General features: G+C 65.2%; 21 protein-coding genes. 18 read left to right on the top strand and 3 right to left on the bottom strand.

The genetic code is table 11. The annotated features are described in order from the left end of the window. Positions 1-59 precede the first annotated feature (59 nt). The 3 genes from DESUT3_RS14070 to DESUT3_RS14060 all read left to right on the top strand — a co-directional run bounded on the left by DESUT3_RS14070 (position 60) and on the right by DESUT3_RS14060 (position 4,795). Positions 60-1,238, top strand: coding sequence for an LbtU family siderophore porin (locus DESUT3_RS14070; protein ID WP_221249114.1), 1,179 nt, complete (start codon positions 60-62; stop codon positions 1,236-1,238). A 187-nt stretch (positions 1,239-1,425) separates the two neighbouring features. Then, positions 1,426-3,765: a PAS domain S-box protein gene (locus DESUT3_RS14065; protein ID WP_221249113.1), complete on the top strand. Its 2,340-nt coding sequence runs from the start codon at positions 1,426-1,428 to the stop codon at positions 3,763-3,765. A gap of 130 nt (positions 3,766-3,895) precedes the next feature. Then, a complete protein-coding gene (locus DESUT3_RS14060; RefSeq protein WP_221249112.1) occupies positions 3,896-4,795 on the top strand; it encodes a sensor domain-containing diguanylate cyclase in 900 nt (299 codons plus the stop codon). A gap of 13 nt (positions 4,796-4,808) precedes the next feature. Here the strand turns inward: DESUT3_RS14060 and DESUT3_RS14055 are convergent, their stop codons facing one another. Continuing rightward, a complete protein-coding gene (locus DESUT3_RS14055) occupies positions 4,809-6,338 on the bottom strand; it encodes a SulP family inorganic anion transporter (protein WP_221249111.1) in 1,530 nt (509 codons plus the stop codon). Between the two features lie 429 nt (positions 6,339-6,767). Between DESUT3_RS14055 and DESUT3_RS14050 the strand changes: the two genes are divergently transcribed. Together DESUT3_RS14050 and DESUT3_RS14045 are read left to right on the top strand one after the other, a co-directional pair. Next, a complete protein-coding gene (locus tag DESUT3_RS14050) occupies positions 6,768-7,199 on the top strand; it encodes a DUF995 domain-containing protein (protein ID WP_221249110.1) in 432 nt (143 codons plus the stop codon). Between the two features lie 182 nt (positions 7,200-7,381). Then, positions 7,382-7,681: a hypothetical protein gene (locus tag DESUT3_RS14045; RefSeq protein ID WP_221249109.1), complete on the top strand. Its 300-nt coding sequence runs from the start codon at positions 7,382-7,384 to the stop codon at positions 7,679-7,681. A gap of 1 nt (position 7,682) precedes the next feature. Here DESUT3_RS14045 and DESUT3_RS14040 read toward each other — a convergent pair whose 3' ends face one another. After that, entirely contained in the window at positions 7,683-7,985 is a 303-nt protein-coding gene (locus DESUT3_RS14040) for a MoaD/ThiS family protein (RefSeq protein ID WP_221249108.1), read from the bottom strand. 335 nt (positions 7,986-8,320) lie between these two features. Between DESUT3_RS14040 and DESUT3_RS14035 the strand changes: the two genes are divergently transcribed. Both DESUT3_RS14035 and DESUT3_RS14030 read left to right on the top strand, forming a co-directional pair. After that, positions 8,321-9,502 (top strand): PQQ-dependent sugar dehydrogenase, encoded by a 1,182-nt coding sequence (locus DESUT3_RS14035; RefSeq protein WP_221249107.1) that lies wholly within the window; start codon positions 8,321-8,323, stop codon positions 9,500-9,502. Between the two features lie 134 nt (positions 9,503-9,636). Then, the gene (locus DESUT3_RS14030; protein ID WP_221249106.1) at positions 9,637-10,053 is read left to right on the top strand and encodes a Spy/CpxP family protein refolding chaperone; all 417 of its coding nucleotides are present in this window, start codon (positions 9,637-9,639) and stop codon (positions 10,051-10,053) included. Positions 10,054-10,152: 99 nt separating this feature from the next. On the opposite strand, the gene DESUT3_RS14025 is transcribed toward DESUT3_RS14030, so the two are convergent. Then, on the bottom strand, positions 10,153-10,332 hold the full coding sequence (locus DESUT3_RS14025; protein WP_221249105.1) for a hypothetical protein: 180 nt from the start codon (positions 10,330-10,332) through the stop codon (positions 10,153-10,155). A 450-nt stretch (positions 10,333-10,782) separates the two neighbouring features. Between DESUT3_RS14025 and DESUT3_RS14020 the strand changes: the two genes are divergently transcribed. From DESUT3_RS14020 to nuoK, 11 genes are all read left to right on the top strand, one after another. Further along, the gene (locus tag DESUT3_RS14020) at positions 10,783-11,148 is read left to right on the top strand and encodes an NADH-quinone oxidoreductase subunit A (RefSeq protein ID WP_225911515.1); all 366 of its coding nucleotides are present in this window, start codon (positions 10,783-10,785) and stop codon (positions 11,146-11,148) included. After that, positions 11,139-11,630: an NADH-quinone oxidoreductase subunit NuoB gene (nuoB, locus tag DESUT3_RS14015; RefSeq protein WP_221249103.1), complete on the top strand. Its 492-nt coding sequence runs from the start codon at positions 11,139-11,141 to the stop codon at positions 11,628-11,630. Before DESUT3_RS14020 ends, nuoB begins: the two co-directional genes overlap by 10 nt. Positions 11,631-11,694: 64 nt before the next feature. Next, positions 11,695-12,159: an NADH-quinone oxidoreductase subunit C gene (locus tag DESUT3_RS14010; protein ID WP_221249102.1), complete on the top strand. Its 465-nt coding sequence runs from the start codon at positions 11,695-11,697 to the stop codon at positions 12,157-12,159. 10 nt (positions 12,160-12,169) lie between these two features. After that, positions 12,170-13,381, top strand: coding sequence for an NADH dehydrogenase (quinone) subunit D (gene nuoD, locus DESUT3_RS14005; RefSeq protein WP_221249101.1), 1,212 nt, complete (start codon positions 12,170-12,172; stop codon positions 13,379-13,381). Then, positions 13,378-13,842, top strand: coding sequence for an NADH-quinone oxidoreductase subunit NuoE family protein (locus tag DESUT3_RS14000; protein ID WP_221249100.1), 465 nt, complete (start codon positions 13,378-13,380; stop codon positions 13,840-13,842). The genes nuoD and DESUT3_RS14000 overlap by 4 nt, the downstream gene beginning before the upstream one ends. Continuing rightward, complete coding sequence (gene nuoF / locus DESUT3_RS13995) at positions 13,839-15,122, top strand: NADH-quinone oxidoreductase subunit NuoF (RefSeq protein WP_221249099.1); 1,284 nt, start codon at positions 13,839-13,841, stop codon at positions 15,120-15,122. The genes DESUT3_RS14000 and nuoF overlap by 4 nt, the downstream gene beginning before the upstream one ends. A gap of 145 nt (positions 15,123-15,267) precedes the next feature. Further along, positions 15,268-16,677, top strand: a complete 1,410-nt coding sequence (locus DESUT3_RS13990; RefSeq protein WP_221249098.1) for a 2Fe-2S iron-sulfur cluster-binding protein — start codon at positions 15,268-15,270, stop codon at positions 16,675-16,677. Then, the gene (locus DESUT3_RS13985; RefSeq protein WP_221249097.1) at positions 16,674-17,840 is read left to right on the top strand and encodes a complex I subunit 1/NuoH family protein; all 1,167 of its coding nucleotides are present in this window, start codon (positions 16,674-16,676) and stop codon (positions 17,838-17,840) included. Before DESUT3_RS13990 ends, DESUT3_RS13985 begins: the two co-directional genes overlap by 4 nt. Before the next feature lies 1 nt (position 17,841). After that, on the top strand, positions 17,842-18,402 hold the full coding sequence (locus tag DESUT3_RS13980; RefSeq protein ID WP_221249096.1) for a NuoI/complex I 23 kDa subunit family protein: 561 nt from the start codon (positions 17,842-17,844) through the stop codon (positions 18,400-18,402). Further along, positions 18,399-18,896 (top strand): NADH-quinone oxidoreductase subunit J family protein, encoded by a 498-nt coding sequence (locus DESUT3_RS13975; protein ID WP_221249095.1) that lies wholly within the window; start codon positions 18,399-18,401, stop codon positions 18,894-18,896. The genes DESUT3_RS13980 and DESUT3_RS13975 overlap by 4 nt, the downstream gene beginning before the upstream one ends. Continuing rightward, entirely contained in the window at positions 18,889-19,191 is a 303-nt protein-coding gene (nuoK, locus tag DESUT3_RS13970; RefSeq protein WP_221249094.1) for an NADH-quinone oxidoreductase subunit NuoK, read from the top strand. The genes DESUT3_RS13975 and nuoK overlap by 8 nt, the downstream gene beginning before the upstream one ends. Positions 19,192-19,194 lie beyond the last annotated feature (3 nt).

The following is a 19,194-nucleotide window of genomic DNA, read 5'->3' as shown; positions in this document are numbered from 1 at the left end:
GCCGGGTTCAAATCTATCGAAGTTCTGCGGAACCACACCCAAAGGAGGAAAGAGAGAGCATGTTCAATCGAGTTTCTTTAGCGCTTCTGGCGGCCATCCTGCTGATCCCGGCAATGGCGTTGGCCCATGGCAATGACGGCCAACCTGCCGGGGAGCAGGGGGGCGTTGTCGCCGCTCCGGCGGCATCCACGGATTCAACCGTCGAGAAGCGGATGAGCGAGCTGGAAGCCCGTCAGGCAGAGCTTTACCACACCCTGGCGGAAAAGAAGACCGCGGGGTTGGCCTCGCAGATCAGCGAGCGCCTGACCATCTCGGGGCTCATCGAGGTGGAGGCTGTCGCCGAGGATGTGAAGTTTCGCGGCGGCGGCTCGGAAGGGGCCAGCGACCTGACCCTGGCTACCGCCCAGCTGGGTTTCGACGCCAAGCTCACCGAAGCGATCAGCGGCAACCTGATCTTCCTGTTCGAGGAAGACGGGGACGAGGACATCGAGGTGGACGAGGCGGCCATCAGCTTCAACCACGGCCCCTGGAACGCCCGGGTGGGGCGCCAGTACGTCCCCTTCGGAGTGTTCAACAGCCATTTCATCAGCGACCCCTTGACCCTCGAGCTGGGTGAAAGCCGCGAAACGGCCCTGCTGGCCGGCTGGGGGAACGGGGTGTTCGGGCTTTCGGCCTTCGCCTTCAACGGCGATGCGGAAAAACAGGGCGAGGAGGACCACCTGCGCGACTGGGGAGCGTCCCTGGTGCTTACCCCCGTCGAGGGGCTGGAGCTGGGCGCCAGCTATCTCTCCGACCTGGCCGACACCGATGCCGAGCTGCTCGGCGGGGTCGATTACCGGCGCCGGGTCGGCGGCTGGAGCGCCTTCGCGGTGGCCAATGCGGGCCCTTTCGAGCTCTCGGGGGAGATCCTGGGGGCGGTGCGCTCCTTCGCTGCCGGGGACCTCGACGTTGACGGAGACGGCTCGGGTGACAAGCCGCTGGCCTGGAACCTGGAACTCGCCTGGTACGCCCTGGAGGCTCTGGAGTTCGCGGCCCGCGTGGAAGGGAGCGACGAATTCGCCGACCAGCCCGAGCTGCAGTACGGGGTCGGCGCTTCCTGGGGCGTGTGGGAGAACACCAGCCTGTCCCTGGAATACCTGAGGGGCGAGTTCGATCCCGACTTTTCCTCCCCGGACGATGCCGGGCGCATGGCCGACCGTCGTCACCTGGTCACCGCCCAGCTTGCCTACGAGTTCTGATGCCCCCGCCTGGAGCCAAGCGCTCCGGGCCAGCAACAGCCGGCAGGCCGATCCTCTTGAGGGGGTCGGCCTGTTTTTTTATTTGCCCTCCCGCGGGAAAATAATGCTCGATAGGTGCAAATTGCCGGAAATACGGTAAGTTTTAAGGATGTCATTTAAGCATCGACGAGGCTTCCGGCGGGATTAAATGGGCGATAGATCAGCGACCTCCTACGAGCAGTGGCGCCGCGTCGGCGGCGCGGCGGGATTGTTTTCCGGAACCTGGTACGGTCCGGCGTTTCTGACCCTGGTTTTCCTGGGCCTGCTCGGCTCGCTGCTGTGGCTGGTCTCGTCGCGGGAGTTCGAAGAGCGCCAGGACAGCCTGCATCGCAACCTGGCCGCGGCCCAGAAGGCCATCCGTCTGCGCCTGGACGCGATCCGCGACTTTCTCGACCTGCTGGTCGTGGAGATGAACGAAGGGCGCCTCAGCGAGGAGAATTTCCGCAACCGGGTATCCCTGTTCGCCGGTGGCAACCCCGAGTTGATCAACGTCACTTTCGCCGATCGTGATTTCGTCATCCGTTGGACTGCTCCCTACGAGCCGAACAAGCAGGTCATCGGCCTCAGCCTCTCTCTGCCCGAACCCAAGCGGGCATCGCGCCTGGCCAGGGAGCTGAAGTACCCGGTCTACACCCGGCCCTTCGTGGTCCTGCAGGGCTTAACCGCCATCGAGGTCTACCTGCCGGTTTATCGGGAGGGCGAATTTCTCGGCACCTTCGGCGGGGTGATGTCCCTCTCGGGCCTGCTGCGCCGGACCCTGACGCCCGACCTGACCCTGAGTTACCGGGCCTGCTTCACCGACATGCTGGGGACTCCGGTAGGCGACTGCGAGGCGCGCCGCGATATCGACCCGCGCCTGTCCCTGGCCGCCCCCCTGCATCCCTCCATCGGCGGGCTGTACCTGCAACTGGTTCAGTACCGTTCGGGGTGGGGCTGGGGACTGAAGCTGCTGGCGTTTCTTTCGGCCGGGCTGGCTTTGGGAATGGGGGGCGGGATGTGGGCCCTGGTTCGGGACATCCGCCTGCGGCGCAAGGCCGAAGCGGAATTGAGCCGCAACTACAACCTGCTGCACGCCATCCTCGAGGGGACCGAGGACGCGGTCTATGCCAAGGACCCCGCGGGGCGCTACCAGATGATCAACTCCGCCGGGGCCAGGATTCTCGGGCGTCCCGTGGAGTCGATCCTGGGGCGAACCGACGAGGACCTGCTACCTGCCGACGTCGCCGCCGAGCTCAAGGCCAACGATCGCAGGGTCCTCGCCGGGCACAAAGTCGAGGCGTTTGACGAACTGGTCCCCATCGACGGGAGCCTGCGCACCTACCTGACCACCAAGAGCGCCTTTCGGGACGGCAGCGGCAGGCTGGCCGGCCTGGTCGGGGTCTCCCGGGACATTACCAGCCGCAAACAGGCGGAGGATGAGCTGCGGGAATCCGAAGAGAAGTACCGACTGCTGTTCTCCTCGGAATCGGACGCGATCATCATCTTCGACGCCCGGACCCGGAACGTGGTGGAGGCCAACGACGCGGCGGCCCGCCTTTACCACTGGAGCCCGGAGGAGATGGTCCGGCTCAATGTGAATGACCTGACCGCCGAGCCCGAAACCAGCCGCGAGCGGATCGAGGAGATTCTTGCCGGACGCCTGCGCCACATCCCCCTGGCCCTGCACCGGAAAAAAGATGGCGGCCCATTCCCGGTGGAGATCGCCGCTGGGACTTTCCGTTGGAAGAACCGCCCCATGTTCGCCGTCATCCTCCGCGACATAACCGAACGGCAGAAGCTCTCCCAGATGAAGGACGAGATGCTCTCGGCGGTGAGCCATGAAATGCGCACCCCGCTCACCGCCGTGCTCGGTTTCACCGAATTTCTCCTGGAGCACGAGGTCCCCGCGGAGCAGCGCCGGGAATACCTGGAAATCATGGCCAAGGAGGGCAACCGGCTCAAGGAGCTGATCGACAACCTGCTCAGCCTGCAGCGGCTGCGGGCCGGGTTCGGGGTGGCCCACTACGAGCCGGTGCCCGTGCTGCCTCTGCTGCATGAGCTCGCCGAGCTGTTTGCCCCCCAGAGCAAAATTCACCGTTTCGGGATCGACTGCCCCCCGGAGCTGCCGCCCCTGCCGGCCGACCCCGACAAGGTCCGGCGGGCCTTGGAGAACCTGGTTTCCAACGCCATCAAGTACTCGCCCCAGGGCGGCGAGGTGACCCTGGGGGCCCGGCTCGAAGACCATGCCCTGGTCCTCTGGGTGCGCGACCAGGGGCAGGGCATTCCTGCGGAGATGCAGGAGAGGATTTTCGACCGGTTTTTCCGCGTCGACAACACCGACCTGCGCAAGGTCGGCGGCTCGGGGCTGGGGCTGCCCCTGGTGAAGGAGATCGCCAAGGCCCACGGGGGAGGCGTCGGGGTGACCAGCCGGCCGGGGGAGGGGAGCACCTTCTTCATTTCTTTTCCCCTCAGGGAAATCTGCTGGTTCGACGAGGAGGCGACCGAGTAATTTTCCAGGGCGGGGGATTCCTTTCGCCTCGCCGCCTGGTAAAATTAATCCAACGATTGAAGGCCGGCTGGTCGGATGGGCCGGACCGGGATCGCCTGGTGGGGGGGACATCTACAGGCCGGGAGCTGGAATGGAATATTCTGTCGATTTTTTCAAGAACCTGCTCGATCAGATGCACGACGGGGTCTACTTCGTCGATCTGGGGCAGAGGATCATCTACTGGAACCAGGCCGCCAAGCGGATCAGCGGCTTTTGCTGGGACGAGGTGGTGCGCTGCTCCTGCTCGGACAATATTCTCGAGCACATCGATGAGAATGGCCGCTCGATCTGCAAGAACGGCTGCCCCCTGGCCCTGACCCTGGGGGACGGCCAGGTGCGCAAAGACCACGTCTTTCTGCACAACAAGGCGGGGCACCGCGTTCCGGTGGAGATCACCGTAACTCCCATCAAGGACGTTGCCGGGAAGATCATCGGTGCGGTGGAGGTCTTTCGCGAAGCCGCCGCCGCCAAGGTGCCGGCCGACTACCTGGAGACCCTCAAGCAGGCGGCGCTGAGCGATGTGCTCACCGGACTGCCCAATCGGCGGTTTCTGGAGATGAAGCTGCGCGCCTGCCAGGGGGAGGCGGATCGCTACAACGTCCCCTACGGGGTGCTTTTCGTCGACATCGACGACTTCAAGAAGGTCAACGACCGGCATGGGCACGGGGTCGGGGACCAGGTCCTGCAAATGGTCGCCAACAACCTGTCCCACAATATCCGTGAATCCGACGTCGCCGGGCGCTGGGGCGGCGAGGAGCTGGTGGTGATCCTCTCCCATCTGGACCCGGACCAACTGGCGGCCATCGCGGAAAAACTGCGAATGCTGGTGGAAAGCTCCTACCTGCTGCTGGAGATGGAAAGGGTCCAGGTCACCATTACCATCGGGGCGACCATGGCCCTGCCCGGCGATGGCCCGGAGGGGGTGATCCGCCGGGCCGACCAGCTGATGTATCAGGGGAAAAAACTCAAAAACTGCGTGCGCATTGGATAGGCCGGCCCCCGGTTCAGGCCAGGGAGTCGGTGGCCACGTGGTATTTGGGGTCCTCGATCACGTCGACTTCCACCAGGCCGCCTGCGGTTTTCAGCAGGCTGCGGCATTCCGCGGAGAGGTGGCGCAGGCGCAGGCGCTTGCCCAGGGCCAGATAGCGCTCGGTCAGGCTGTTGATGGCGTCGAGTCCCGAATGATCGCAGACCCGGCTGTGACGAAAATCGACGATCACCTCCTCGGGGTCATCCTGGGGGCTGAACTGCCCGTGAAAGCTCTGTACCGAGGCGAAGAATAGCGGGCCGCTCAGTTCGTAGACCCGGGTGCCCTCGCTGCTGAGCGAACTGCGGGCGCTAATGCGCCGGGCATTGTCCCAGGCGAAACCCAACGCCGAAACCACCACCCCGACGCCGACCGCCACCGCCAGATCGGTGGCCACGGTGACGGCCGAGACCAGCACCAGCACAAAGGCGTCGCTGCGCGGGATGCGGTGCAGGATCTGCAGGCTCGACCAGGCGAAGGTGCCGATCACCACCATGAACATCACCCCAACCAGGGCCGCCAGGGGAATCATCTCGATCAGGCCCGATCCGAACAGGATGAACATCAGCAGGAACAGGGCCGCGGCGATCCCCGAGGCCCGCCCGCGACCGCCGGAGTTGACGTTGATGATGCTCTGGCCGATCATCGCGCAGCCGCCCATGCCGCCGAACATCCCGGTCACCAGGTTGGCGACCCCCTGGCCGATGCATTCGCGGTTGCCACGGCCCCGCGTCTCGGTGATCTCGTCGATCAGGGTCATGGTCATCAGCGATTCGATCAGGCCGATCGCCGCCAGGATCGCCGAATAGGGGAGGATAATCCTCAGCGTCTCCAGGGTCAGGGGGACCTCCGGAAAGTGAAAGCGGGGCAGCCCCCCGCCCACCGAAGCCATGTCGGCCACCGAGCGGGTATCGATGCCCAGGCCGTGCACCAGCGCCGTCACTGCCACGATCGCCGCCAGGGCCGCCGGCACCGCGCGGGTCAGTTTCGGCAGCAGGACGATAATGGCCATGGTCAGCGCCACCAGCCCGAGCATGATCCCGAGCTGCCCCCCCGAAAGCCAATGCAGGGCCCCGTCGGGGCCGGCCTGCTTGAACTGGCCGAGTTGGGCCAGAAAGATCACGATCGCCAACCCGTTGACGAAACCGAGCATCACCGGATGGGGAATGAGCCGCACGAACTTGCCCAGGCGCAGCAGGCCGGCGCCGACCTGCAGCAGCCCCATCAGCACCACCGCGGCAAACAGGTACTCGATGCCGTGCTGTGCCACCAGGGTGACCATCACCACGGCCAGGGCCCCGGTGGCCCCTGAGATCATGCCCGGTCGGCCGCCGACGGTGGCGGTGATCAGGCCAACCATGAACGCGGCATACAGCCCGACCAGCGGCTCGACCCCCGCGACGAAGGCGAAGGCGACGGCCTCGGGTACCAGGGCCAGGGCCACGGTCAGCCCGGAGAGGACATCGTCCTTGAGATTGGCGGATTTGTTGACGAGAAACGCAACCATGGGACTCCTTTGCGATCGGTTTGAAACCAGGTAAAAAAAGACAAAACTTACTCAGCCCGCAGCCGCAGGGGGCTCGGGAAGAGCAGTTTGCAATCGGGACAAAACGCGGCTGGAGGGAGTTTGCTGCAGGCGCCGGTGTCGCCATTAACGGCGGCGCGACAGGAGGACAACTGACCAGCAGGGGAGGGCGCGGCGTTGCGCCCTGTGCGTCTTAATCCCCCACGAGAAGGCGCGCACTATAAAGGCTGAGCGCCCTGGACGCAAGAAAAATCCGATTAACGGACGCTGCATCGAGCGACCGGCGGCGGTGTCCGTCTTTCGTTCAAGCGCCGTTGCAAGACCGGCTGGAACGGTTAAATTACTTCGTATCATGAAAATTCAGCTGTGTTTCCTCTCGCCCTTAACTTTTTTCTCTTGAGGAGGTCCCCCATGCGATCCGCGAAACTGTTGCTCCCGCTGGCGTTCGCCCTGTTGCTCTTCGGCTGCGCCCTTCCCGCAAAAAAAGCCCCTTCCAAGGCCGCTGTGGCGCTGCCTGCCGGCACACTCAAGGTCGACCAGGTGCGGGCGCTTTTTGCGGAGAAGACGGTGGAGTCGGTGACCGGCGCGGGCCGGCTCAGCCAGACTTACTACCTGGCCGACGGGACCCTGCATCAATGGCAGGACGGGGAAATCAGGACCGGGACCTGGCGGGTGAACAAGAAAGGGCGGATCTGCCTGGCGATGGAAGGCGGCAAGGAGAAGTGCCGGATCATCGTCAAGGAGCCCGGCGGCTACGCCAAGTACGTGGTCAAAAAAAGCGGCCGACATCGCCGGGTGGTGACCTACCGCAGTTTCAAGGACGGCAACCCCCTCGGGTTGTAGGCTTGCAGTAGGGGGGGAGGAGGGCGGGCAGGTTGCATAGCTTCGGTAGGATGCTAACCTATTAATATCAGGCCGGTACTCTGCAGGACCCGGCGACCTTGCCGGTTTATGACCAGACCGGTAGGGCATGGCAACAGGAGGCGTGAGACGTCACGGCTTACCCAGAATCAAAGGGGGTAAGGATGCTTAGAATCAGCGACACCACCCTGAAAAGGTTGATCAACTACGACCGGGTCATGGCGCAGCGGCTGGCCGACGCCGACTCCCGCCAATGGCGGATCATGACCCTGGAAATCATGCGCGAGTGCGAAACCCTTCGGCAACAGGCCCTGGAGGTCTCCCTGACCCTGGCCTACGCCAGTCATCTCAACCGGGTCCAGAACGGTCTTGTCGAGCCGGGTGCGGGCTCTATCGAGCCCCTGCTGCACAACCACCTGGTGGAACTGCTGCAGAGCCTGGATATTCCCCTGGAGGAGGCCTGAATCAGAGGTGTCCCTTGCCCGCCTCGTGGATGCCGAGCATGAACCGGTGGGGCCCGGGTACCCCGGTAGGGATGAAGGCGATTTCGTCGCCGGGTTTCAACAGGCGCTCCAGGTCGTAGGCCCGGTGGTTGCAGAAAACCCCCTCGATCTTCTCCAGCGGCAGGTCGAGTTCCTGCGCGACTTCGGCGGCCTTGCGCCCCTCGGGGGGGAGCCAGAGCTCGGCAGTGGGGGAGAGGCCGCGTTCATTGCGCAGGGTGCGCAGGCAGCCATAGATGCGGATGACCGTGTTGGGCAGTTCGTTCATGAAATGGCAGCTCCCGGGCTTTGGATTGAATGTCCCTTTGCACAAAGGGTACCGGCCACAGGGTACATGAAATAATCGTTCAGGAAAACGAATTCCCCGCCTGGTGGTCGGGGAATTCGCATTTTACGGGTCCGGGGTGCTTGGCATCCTTCACCGGGATGTTCGGTTAAGCGGGCTTGGGGCCGGGTTCACCAGCCCGCCGGAGGCGGTTCGCGCGGTGGCGAGCCGAGGCCGGGGAAACTGTCGTATAGTATTAAGTAGTGGATGGGGGGCATGAGGCAGTGACCGGCCGAAAGCGCTGACCAGGGCCGGGGCGAAGCAAAAGGAGAAATCCTATGAAAAATACCTCGCTTGTCCTTGCGGTTTTGCTTGTTCTTGGTGGCCTGTCCGCCTGCGGCGGTGGTGGCGGTGGCGGTGGCGGCGGTGACCCCCCGGTCCCGACGCCATCGGTTTCCCTGGTGTTCACCAGCGCGGCTTCCGGGGTTGCCGCCCCCACCAGTATCGGCCACGCCGGTGACGGCAGCGGACGGCTCTTCGTCACCGAGCAGGGAGGGCGGGTCCGGGTCCTGCGGGACGGAGTGCTGCTCCCCGTTGCTTTTCTCGATATTGCCGATCGGGTGCTCGCCGGTGGCGAACGCGGACTGCTGGGTTTGGCTTTTCCGCCGGGATTCGCCCAAAAAGGATATTTTTACGTCAACTACACCCGCGCCGGCGACGGCGCGACGGTGGTCAGCCGGTTTTTCCTCTCCGCTGATCCCGACCTCGCCCTGCCCGGGAGCGAGCAGATCCTGCTCAGCGTCCCCCAGCCCTTCTCCAACCACAACGGCGGGCAGCTGGCCTTCGGCCCCGACGGCTTTCTTTACATAGGGCTTGGCGACGGCGGCAGCGGCGGCGATCCCCTCGGCAACGGCCAGAATCTGGGGGAACTGCTCGGCAAGCTGCTGCGCCTCGATGTCGAAAGCGGCGCGGCTCCCTACGGCATCCCAGCCGGCAACCCCTTTGCCCTCGATCCGGCTGCTCGAGACGAGATCTGGGCCAGCGGGCTGCGTAACCCATGGCGTTTCTCCTTCGACCGGCTGACCGGGGACCTGTTTGTCGCCGACGTCGGCCAGGAGCGCTGGGAAGAGATCAACTTTCAGGAGGTGGCCAGCCCCGGCGGCGCCAACTTCGGCTGGAACGTTCTGGAAGGGCCCGACTGCTTCAGCCCTGCGGCCGGCTGCGTCGCCCCGGCGCGCAACGTGGCGCCGGTGGCGGCCTACGGCCATGATCTGGGCTGCTCGGTGACCGGCGGCTATGTCTACCGCGGCCCCGGCAATCCAGACCTGCAGGGAATCTACCTCTACGGCGACTTCTGCAGCGGGCGCATCTGGGGGCTCAGGCCCGTCGGCGGCGGCTGGGCTAACCAACTGCTCGTCGACAGCGCCTTTTCGATTTCGGCCTTCGGCGAGGACGAGGCGGGACGCGTGTATCTGGCCGACTATGCGGCCGGGGAAATTTTCCGCATCGATCAGCAGTGAAGGAGGTGCCGAATCTCATTGGCCGCCGGCCCCGCTCCAGAGGTCGACAGGCGGTTTTCCGAGGGGGGAAGATTTTCTTACCAGCGGAGGAGATCATGCGCAGGCAGTCAGGTGGCATCATACTGGTTATGGTAATGGTCCTGCTCCTCGTTTCGGTGGGCGGCTGCACCCGCTGGAGCCACGGCCCCCCCCAGCAGCGGGCCGATCACGTGGTGGCTCACCTGGTGGAGAAGCTCGATTTGGAACAGGCCCAACAGCTGCAGCTTGAAAAAATCAAGCTCGAAGTCCTGGCCAAGGCGGCCGAGATGAAGGCCCACCGGGCCGAAAGCTTCGACGAGATGCTCGGCCTGCTGCAGAGCGAGCGGGTCGATGACGCGACGCTGCGTCCCCTGGTCGCCGGGCACCAGGCGAGGGCCAGCGAGCTTATCGCCTTCTTCGGTGAAAAGTTCGCCGAGTTTCATGCGCTGCTCACTCCCGAGCAGCGGGCCAGGGCGGCCGCTCTGCTGCAGGAAAAAAGGGCGCGGGGACATCACCGCTGCGCTTGGCACTGAGACAAAAAAAGACCGCGCCATCCCCTGGTGCGGCCTATTTGCCTTCCCCGCTTCGCCACCCGCGGCGCAGGGTTGAAGAGCGATGGGTCGGCCCTGTCGTCAGGGGCCGAAGGGTTCCGGCGTGCTCTTGGTGGCGACCTCGTCTCGCGACAGGCCGAAGTTTCCGAAAGTCAGTTCTTTCTTCCGGGCCTTGGTGATGTCGTAATCCGTACCGCGGATCTTGACGTGCATTTCCTTTTCCGACTGGGCTTGTTTGCCGGTTGTTTTCTTTCCCTTCATGGGTGACTCCTTTCTTCGGACAGGCTGGACCACCTGTGTCCGCCCTGCCTGAAGCCCGATTTCGCGGCCTGAACTCGGGAAATCCAACCTCAAAGTTCCTTAATTTGATCATAGCCTCCCGCCGGGTCAGCCGTCAAATGCGCGGGCCTGGGCGAATTTGGAGCAGATCGTTCCAAGCGGGCACAGGCCGCTCCATTGCGGAGCAGGTCCGAAGGATCTCGGGACCAGTAGAAAACTGTTTATTTCCCGGCGTTGCAGGCCGTGGTGGGCCTTGGCACCGTTGTTGCTCATGCTTTGGCACAGCATTGGAAACCCGGTTTTGATCGTCCGGCCATCTTGGGGCGAAGATTTTCAACCGATAAAGCCTCTGGCAACGAAGCCCGAGGGGAGAGTCGTCCCTGTCGGGCTTTTTTATTCCTTGTCCGCGCCAACCCTTGTCGGGAAATGAACATGAGTCCTTACCTCGCGTTTTTCCTCTTCCTGCTCGCCGCCCTCGGCCTGGTCGGCCTGATCGTCGCCCTCAACCGGTTGCTGGGCCCGCGGGTCGCCCCCACGGCGGTCAAGCTCGAGCCCTTCGAGTGCGGCTCGCGGCCGCTGCAGCAGCGCAACGTGCGTCCCCTGTCGATCAAGTACTACCCGGTGGCCATCTTCTTTCTGCTCTTCGACCTGGAGACGGTGCTGCTCTTCCTCTGGGCCTCCTCCACCGGCGAGGGCGGGCTGGCGACGGCCTCGCTGGTGGCCTTTCTGTTTTTCATGGGGCTTTTGGCCCTGGCCTTCGTCTACATCTGGAAGGAGGGCGGCCTCGAATGGCGATGATGGAGTTTCTCACCACCCGCAAGGACGAACTGGTCGGCTGGGTGCGCAAGTTCAGCCTGTTCCCCTATCCCTTCGTCACCGCCTGCTGCGGCATGGAGTTCATGTCGGTCAGCTCGACCCTCTACGACACCGACCGCTTCGGCGCCGCCCTGCCGCGTTTCACCCCGCGCCAGTCGGACCTGCTGATGGTGGTGGGGACCATCACCCACAAGGAAGCGCCGGTCATCAAGAAGGTCTACGAGCAGATGTGCGAGCCCAAGTGGGTGATGGCCTTCGGCGCCTGCGCCACCAGCGGCGGCTTCTATCGCAACTACGCGGTGCTGCAGGGGGTCGACAAGGTGATCCCGGTGGATATCTACGTGCCGGGCTGCCCCCCGCGCCCGGAGATGGTCATCGACGCCATCATGAAATTGCAGGACAAAATCGCCGGCGAGCGCCACCCGATTCTGCCCTTCGAGAAGCAGAAAGACCGTGAGGCGTGAGGCGTGAGGCGTGAGGCGTGACAGGCCCAACCACGTAAAGACAAAAGGACGAAAGAAGCATTCGATGATCCACGACGACATCAAATCCGATCTGCTCGGCCTCTACGAGAGGGCCTGGGAGAGCTTCGGCATGCTGGTTCTCGAACTGCCGGCCGATCGCCTGCTGGCGCTGGTGCGACGGCTCAAGGACGATTTCGGCTTCGACCTGCTGCTCGACGTCACCGCCGTCGACTTTCCCGAGCGCCGGCCGCGCTTCGAGGTGGTCTACCACCTCTACAGCTCGGGCAACAACCTGCGGGTGCGTCTGAAGACGCGGGTCGAGGAGGCCAGCCCGCGGGTGCCGACCCTCAGCCACTGGTACGGCGCGGCGCGCTTTCTCGAGCGCGAGGCCCACGAAATGTACGGCATCCGTTTCGCCGGCAACGACGATCTGCGGCCGATCCTGCTCTACGAAGGGTTCGAGGGGCATCCGCTGCGCAAGGATTACCCCATCGACCGCGAACAGCCCCTGGTCCCGTATCGCAAATAAGGTGAATTACGTGGAAATCAAATCCCCGGTTCGCTCCCCCCTGGAGCAGACCGCCGATCCCAACAGCGTGGTGGTCAACCTCGGCCCCTCCCACCCGGCGACCCACGGCACCATCCAGGTCATCGCCGAGCTCGACGGCGAAACGGTGAAGAAGGCCGACGTGCATTGCGGCTACCTGCACCGCGGCTTCGAAAAGGAGGCCGAGCACCACCATTACCACAAGATCATCCCCTACACCGACCGGCTCAACTACTGCTCGGCGCTCAACAACAACTTCGCCTACGCCGAGGCGGTGGAGACGCTGCTGGGGCTCGAACTGACCCCGCGCTGCCTCTGGCTGCGCACCCTGCTCTCGGAATACAACCGGCTGGTCGACCACATCACCTGCGTCGCCGCCACGGTCATGGAGCTGGGGGCGATGACCGCCTTTCTCTACCTGATGACGGTGCGCGACTACATCTTCGAGCATCTCAACCACCTCACCGGGGCGCGCCTGACCTACTCCTACGTGCGCATCGGCGGGCTGGCCCGCGATCTGCCCGAGGGGTGGCTGGAGCGGCTCGAGGAGATCCTGCAGCTCTACGAGCGCTACATCGAGCGCATCCACGGTCTGCTCGACCGCAACCGAATCTTCATCGACCGCACCCGGGGCGTGGGCGCCATGACCCCCGAGCACGCCCTGAACTGGGGCTACACCGGGCCGATCCTGCGCTCCACCGGGCTGCCCGTCGACCTGCGCAAGGACAGCCCCTACCTGGCCTACGGCGAACTGGACTTCGAAGTCCCCGTCGGCATCCAGGGGGACAACTACGACCGCTACTACGTGCGCATGCGCGAGATGGACGAGTCGGTCTCGATGATCCGTCAGTGTGTCAAGCGCCTGCCCGGCGGCCCGGTCAGCGTCGCCGATCCGCGGGTGAGTTTTCCTGAAAAGGCCCACGTCTACACCCGCACCCAGGCGGTGATCAACCACTTCAAGCTGGTCATCGACGGCATCCAGGTTCCCGCCGGCGAGGTCTACCGCGCCCACGAGGCGCCCAACGGCGAGCTCGGCTTCTACCTGGTCAGCGACGGCGGCGGACGTCCCCACCGGCTGCACGTGCGCTCGCCGAGCTTCGCCCACATGGGGGGGATGCACACGCTGCTCGAAGGGTATCAACTGGCCGACATCATCGCCACCTTCGGCTCGATGAACATGATCGGCGGGGAGTGCGACCGATGAACTGCATGATCGAAAAATTCGACCGCCTGCGCCGCACCTATCCGCCGCAGATGAGCTCCTCGCTGGTGCTGCCGCTGCTGCAGCTGATGCAGGAGGAGAAGGGGCACCTGAGCGAAGGCGACGCCCTGTTCATCGCCGAATACCTCGGGGTGCCGGCCATGCAGGTCAAGGAGGCGCTCAGCTGGTACTCCATGCTCTACCGCGCGCCGGTGGGCAAGCATGTGGTCAAGGTCTGCCGCAACATCGCCTGCTCGCTGAGCGGCGCCGAGCGGCTGCTGGGCCACCTCGAGAAGAAGCTGGGGATCAAGGCCGGGCAGACCACCGCCGACGGCCGCTTCACCCTGCTCGAGGTGGAATGCCTGGCCTCCTGCGGCACCGCGCCGGTCATGCAGGTGGGCGATACCTACCACGAGCGGCTGACCCTGGCCGAGGTCGACCGGATCCTGCAGGAGCTGTCATGAGCGAACCGCGCATTTTCTTCAACTTCCCCGTGACGGCCGACTCCCACACCCTGGCCGCCTACCGCGCCAGGGGCGGCTACCGGGCCCTGGAAAAGGCCCTGGGCGGGCTGCAACCGGCGGACATCGAGGCCGAGGTCAAGGCCTCGGGGCTGCGCGGCCGCGGCGGGGCGGGCTTCCCCACGGGGATGAAGTGGTCCTTCGTCGACAAGCAGAGCCCCACCGTCTACCTCTGCTGCAACGCCGACGAGGGGGAGCCGGGGACCTTCAAGGACCGCTGGATCTTCGAGCACGCCTCCCACCAGCTCATCGAGGGGATGCTGCTGGCCGCCTACGCCCTGCGGGTACGCCACGCCTTCATCTACATCCGCGGCGAGTTCGACCTGCCGCTGCGCCGGCTGCGCGAGGCGCTCGAAGAGGCCCGGGCGGCCGGGCTGGTCGGCGAGAAGATCCTCGGCAGCGACTTCTCCTGCGACATCATCGTCCACCGCGGCGCCGGCGCCTACGTCTGCGGCGAGGAGTCGAGCCTGCTCACCTCCCTCGAGGGGTTCAAGGCCTATCCCCGCAACAAACCCCCCTTCCCGGCGGTCAAGGGCCTCTACCAGGCGCCCACGGTGATCAACAACGTCGAGACACTGGCCACCGTCCCCTGGATCGTCGCCCACGGCGGCGCCGCCTACGCCGCCATCGGCACCGAGAAGAACAGCGGCACGCGCCTGTTCGGCATCTCCGGTCACGTCAACAAGCCCGGGCTCTACGAGCGGGCGACGGGCTACCCGCTGAGCAGGATGATCTTCGGCGACGCCGGCGGCATCCGCGGCGGCAAGGCGCTCAAGGCGGTGATCCCCGGCGGCTCCTCCACCCCGATCCTGCGCACCGAGGAGATCGACGCCGTCACCCTCGACGCCGAATCGGTGCAGCAGGCCGGCAGCATGCTCGGCTCGGGGGGGATCATCGTCATCGCCGAGGGGACCTGCATGGTGCGCCTGCTGCAGGTCTTGACCCGCTTCTACCGTCACGAGTCCTGCGGCCAGTGCACCCCCTGCCGCGAGGGCTCGGCGCTGATGGACAAGATCATCGCCCGCATCGCCGCGGGCAGGGGCCACCAGGGAGACCTGGAGCGCCTCGAACAGGCGACCAAGGGGATCATGGGGAACACGGTGTGCGCCCTGGGCGACGCCGCCTCCATGCCGGTGGTCAGCTTCCTGAAGAAGTTCCGCGACGAATTCGCGTATTTCGTCGACACCGGCCGCTCCATGTTCGGGGGGCGGTTGGAGGTTTGAAACCGCAAAATCCGGCTTCACCACGAAGAACACGAAGGACACGAAGGAAAAAATTCGGTTTTTGGTTCTCTTCGTGTTCTTCGTGCCCTTCGTGGTGAGAAAGTATTTTTAAGAATTTTCAAGTATTTTCCCGATTGAAGGACCCATGATCGAACTGAAGATCGACAACCAGACCATCGCGGCGCAGGAAGGGGAGACGGTCCTGCAGGCCGCGCTGCGCAGCGGCATCGAGATTCCCCACTTCTGCTACCACCCCTGCCTCTCCGTGGCCGGCAATTGCCGTATCTGCCTGGTCAAGGTGGACGGCCGACCCAAGCTGGTCCCCTCCTGCAACCAGGCGGTGGCTCCGGGGATGGTGGTGGAGACCGACACCGAGGAGGTGCGCGCGGCGCGCGCGGCGGTGCTGCAGTTCATCGCCATCAACCACCCGGGGGAGTGCGGCATCTGCGACAAGGCGGGCGAGTGCCGGCTGCAGGACTACCAGGTCCGCTTCGGCGAGGCCGAACCCCTCGCCGAGGAGCCGCGCAGCTGCAAGCCCAAGTTCTACGAGCTGGGCGAACGCATCCTGCTCGACAGCGAGCGCTGCATCCTCTGCAGCCGCTGCGTGCGCTTCACCCAGGAGCTCTCCGGTTCGAACCAGCTCGGCATCGCCGAGCGCGGCAACCACGCCCGGGTGCAGACCCTGGAACAGCAGCCCTTCGACGACCCTTACGGCGACAACATCGTCGGGCTCTGCCCGGTAGGGGCGCTGCTCTCCCGCGACTTTCTCTACAAGAGCCGGGTCTGGTACCTGGAGGCGGTGCGCTCGGTCTGCAGCGGCTGCGCCCGCTGCTGCAGCGTCAACGTCTGGCGCCGCAACCGCCACTGGCAGGTGCGCTCCCTCGACCAGGGCCTCAACCACAGCGCCTACCGCATCACCCCTTTCGAGAACCCCGAGATCAACGGCCGCTTCCTCTGCAACAAGGGCTACGATCTGCACAAGGCCATGGCCCGGCCGCGGCTGTCGAGCCCGCAGGTCCGTGGCCGCGAGGTCGCCGTCGAGGAGGCGCTGGCCCTGGGGCGGCAGCTGCTGAGCGAGGCGAAAAAGCCCGCCGCGCTGGTTTCCGCCCAGGCCTCCAACGAAGAGCTGGCGGCCTTCCAGGCGGCTTTCGGCGAGCGGCTGAGCGTCTATACCCGGCGCGACTGCCAGCCGGCGCTCGGGGAGGTGCTGGAGGACGGCTGGCTGATCCGGGCCGACAAAAACCCCAACAGCCGCGGCGTGGCCGAGCTGTTCGGCGAGCGCCCCTGGACGGCCGACGCCGGCCACGACCTGGTGCTGGTCTGGGGCGAGTGCGTCGACTACGCCCCCTATGGCGATCCCCGGGTGATTCACCTCGCGGCCTTCGCTTCGGGGCGCGAGGCCGAGGCCGAGCTGTTCATTCCCCTCTCCACCCCCTTCGAGCGCGACGGCAGCTACACCAACTGCGACGGGATCGTCAACCGCTTCGAGAAGGTCTTCGACAAGCCCGCGTCGGCGCAGCACGCCGGCGACATCTTCGGGAGGCTCGGCGCATGATCCAGGACCTGGTCATCTACCTGCTCTACATGGGGTTCGCCATCGGCCTGATGCTGGGGATGGCGACCCTGTTCACCTGGGTGGAGCGCAAGCAGTCGGCGATCATGGCCGACCGCATCGGCGCCAACCGCGCCTACCTCCGCATCCCCTTCACCAACATCAAGCTGGTGGCCTGGGGGCTGTTCCACGGCCTGGCCGACGGCGCCAAGATGCTGCTCAAGGAGGACTTCACCCCCAACACCTACGACCGCTTCTGCTACAACCTCGCCCCCTGGCTGGCGGCGGTCCCGGTGCTGCTGGTCTTCGCCGTGGTCCCCTTCGGCGGCACCCTGATCCCCGGGGAGCTGCTCGATCCGCTCTTCCCGGCGCTGGGCGCGGCGCTACGCGAGTTCTTCGGCGCGCGCAGCTACAGCATGCAGGTGGCCCACCTCGACGCCGGCATCCTGGTGGTGCTCGCCATCTCGGGGATCGGCATCCTCGGCACCATGCTCGCCGGCTGGTCGTCGAACAACAAGTTCTCCCTGCTCGGCTCGGCCCGCGCCGCCTCGCAGATGATCTCCTACGAGGTGACCATGGGGCTGGCGCTGCTGAGTCTGGTGGTCAGCTACGGCACCCTCGACCTGGGGGCCATGGTGCGGGGGCAGTCGCAGCTGCTCTTCGGCGCCCTGCCGGCCTGGGGCATCTGCCTGCAGCCGCTAGCCTTCGTGCTGTTTCTCACCGCGGCCATCGCCGAGAACAAGCGGGTCCCCTTCGACCTGCCCGAGTGCGAGTCGGAGCTGGTCTCGGGCTATTTCACCGAGTACGGCGCCATGAAGATGGGGCTGTTCATGCTCAGCGAGTTCATCGAGATCGTGGTCGCCTCGGCGCTGCTGGTGACCCTGTTTCTCGGCGGCTACAACCTGCCGTACCTGGGCGACGGCGGCTTCGTCTTCCCCTTCGGGGTGAGCTGGCAGCTGCCCCACCTGGCGGTGGTGCTGCTGCAGGTGGTCACCTTCGTGGTGAAGATTTTTCTCGCCGGCTGCTTCATGATCCAGATCCGCTGGTCGCTGCCGCGTTTCCGTTACGATCAGCTGATGGATTTCGGCTGGAAGTTCCTGATGCCGCTGGCGGCGCTGAACCTGGTGGCGACGGTGGTGGTGCGCTGGCTGGTTCTGAGAGGTTAGGATGAAGAAGGACTACTGGAACAAACCGACCCTCGGCCTCTGGGAGCGCCTCTACCTCCCCGAGGTGGTGCGCGGCCTCAGCATCACCGGCGGGGTCTTTTTCGGCAACCTGTGGAAGTGGCTGACCTTCCGCAAGGGGGCGCTGACCGCCTACTACCCCGAGGAGACCCGCGCCGACTACTCCCCGGTCAACCGCGGCCGCCACGTGCTGACCCGGCGCGATGGGGGCGAGGTGCAGTGCGTCTCCTGCAACATGTGCGCGACCATCTGCCCGGCCTACGCCATCGAGATCCTCTCCAGGGCCGACCTCGAGCACCCGACCCACCCCAAGGCCCCCGAACGCTTCGAGATCGACTACTCGCGCTGCATCTTCTGCGGCTTCTGCGTCGAGGCCTGCCCCGAGGACGCCATCCGCATGGCCAAGGAGGTCCCCGACTTCCCCGGCTTCGACCGGGAAAATATGTGGGCCACCCAGGACCTGCTGCTTGGCTGGCAGCCGGCGGGCGACCCGGCGAAAAAATATCCCGCCCCGGCGGCGGGGCGCGAGGAGGTGCACCCGTGAGCGGCATCCTGATCGGTTTTTTCAGCCTGCTGGCGGTGCTCTTTGCGGTGCTGGTGATCCTGCTGCGCCAGCCGATGCGCGCGGCGCTGGCCCTGGTCAGCCTGATGATCAGCCTGGCGGCCATCTACGCCTGTCTCGGGGCCCACGTGGTGGCGGTGTTCCAGGTGTTGATCTACGTCGGCGCGGTGATGGTCTTCATGGTCTATACCATCATGCTGCTCGACGAGCGCGACAGCTCTTTCCGCCACCCTTATTCCCGGCTGGCGGCTCCGGCGCTGGCGACGGCGGCCCTGGTGGCGGCGGCCTTCTGGAAGCTGCTCGGCACCCTCCCCGCGGTCCCGCAGGGCGCGGCGGTGGCCGATCCCTTCACCTTCGCCAGCTTCTCCCTGGCGTTCATGAAACACTACTGGTTCCACTTCGAACTGGCCACCGTGCTGCTGCTGGTGGGGATTCTCGCCGCCTGGACGGCGCTCAAGGAGGGACGCGATGGATAGGTACCAGTTTCTCGTCGCCCTGGCGGCGCTGCTCTTCTCCCTGGGGCTGCTCGGGGTGGTGATCCGCCGCAACCTGCTGGTGGTCATGATGTGCCTGGAGATCATGCTCAACGCCGTGGTGCTGAGCTTCGTAACCTTTGCGGTGCGCGGCCAGAGCCTGCCCGGGGTCGCCATGACCTTTTTCATCTACGTGGCCGCCTCCTGCGAGATCGCCCTGGCCATGGCCATCGTCGTGCTGCTGGTCAAGCGCCACGGGTCCCTCGACCTGGGTGCCCACCAGGGCCTGAAAGGGTAGCCC

The organism is Desulfuromonas versatilis, assembly GCF_019704135.1.
Lineage (GTDB): Bacteria > Desulfobacterota > Desulfuromonadia > Desulfuromonadales > NIT-T3 > Desulfuromonas_A > Desulfuromonas_A versatilis.
This window is presented reverse-complemented; position numbering and strand designations above follow the sequence as displayed.

Excerpts from the sequence above, each read along its gene's own strand:
- DESUT3_RS14070 (WP_221249114.1), top strand. The coding sequence starts at position 60 with ATGTTCAATCGAGTTTCTTTAGCGCTTCTGGCGGCCATCCTGCTGATC.
- DESUT3_RS14065 (WP_221249113.1), top strand. The coding sequence starts at position 1,426 with ATGGGCGATAGATCAGCGACCTCCTACGAGCAGTGGCGCCGCGTCGGC.
- DESUT3_RS14060 (WP_221249112.1), top strand. The coding sequence starts at position 3,896 with ATGGAATATTCTGTCGATTTTTTCAAGAACCTGCTCGATCAGATGCAC.
- DESUT3_RS14055 (WP_221249111.1), bottom strand. The coding sequence starts at position 6,338 with ATGGTTGCGTTTCTCGTCAACAAATCCGCCAATCTCAAGGACGATGTC.
- DESUT3_RS14050 (WP_221249110.1), top strand. The coding sequence starts at position 6,768 with ATGCGATCCGCGAAACTGTTGCTCCCGCTGGCGTTCGCCCTGTTGCTC.
- DESUT3_RS14045 (WP_221249109.1), top strand. The coding sequence starts at position 7,382 with ATGCTTAGAATCAGCGACACCACCCTGAAAAGGTTGATCAACTACGAC.
- DESUT3_RS14040 (WP_221249108.1), bottom strand. The coding sequence starts at position 7,985 with ATGAACGAACTGCCCAACACGGTCATCCGCATCTATGGCTGCCTGCGC.
- DESUT3_RS14035 (WP_221249107.1), top strand. The coding sequence starts at position 8,321 with ATGAAAAATACCTCGCTTGTCCTTGCGGTTTTGCTTGTTCTTGGTGGC.
- DESUT3_RS14030 (WP_221249106.1), top strand. The coding sequence starts at position 9,637 with ATGGTCCTGCTCCTCGTTTCGGTGGGCGGCTGCACCCGCTGGAGCCAC.
- DESUT3_RS14025 (WP_221249105.1), bottom strand. The coding sequence starts at position 10,332 with ATGAAGGGAAAGAAAACAACCGGCAAACAAGCCCAGTCGGAAAAGGAA.
- DESUT3_RS14020 (WP_225911515.1), top strand. The coding sequence starts at position 10,783 with ATGAGTCCTTACCTCGCGTTTTTCCTCTTCCTGCTCGCCGCCCTCGGC.
- nuoB (WP_221249103.1), top strand. The coding sequence starts at position 11,139 with ATGGCGATGATGGAGTTTCTCACCACCCGCAAGGACGAACTGGTCGGC.
- DESUT3_RS14010 (WP_221249102.1), top strand. The coding sequence starts at position 11,695 with ATGATCCACGACGACATCAAATCCGATCTGCTCGGCCTCTACGAGAGG.
- DESUT3_RS14000 (WP_221249100.1), top strand. The coding sequence starts at position 13,378 with ATGAACTGCATGATCGAAAAATTCGACCGCCTGCGCCGCACCTATCCG.
- nuoF (WP_221249099.1), top strand. The coding sequence starts at position 13,839 with ATGAGCGAACCGCGCATTTTCTTCAACTTCCCCGTGACGGCCGACTCC.
- DESUT3_RS13990 (WP_221249098.1), top strand. The coding sequence starts at position 15,268 with ATGATCGAACTGAAGATCGACAACCAGACCATCGCGGCGCAGGAAGGG.
- DESUT3_RS13985 (WP_221249097.1), top strand. The coding sequence starts at position 16,674 with ATGATCCAGGACCTGGTCATCTACCTGCTCTACATGGGGTTCGCCATC.
- DESUT3_RS13980 (WP_221249096.1), top strand. The coding sequence starts at position 17,842 with ATGAAGAAGGACTACTGGAACAAACCGACCCTCGGCCTCTGGGAGCGC.
- nuoK (WP_221249094.1), top strand. The coding sequence starts at position 18,889 with ATGGATAGGTACCAGTTTCTCGTCGCCCTGGCGGCGCTGCTCTTCTCC.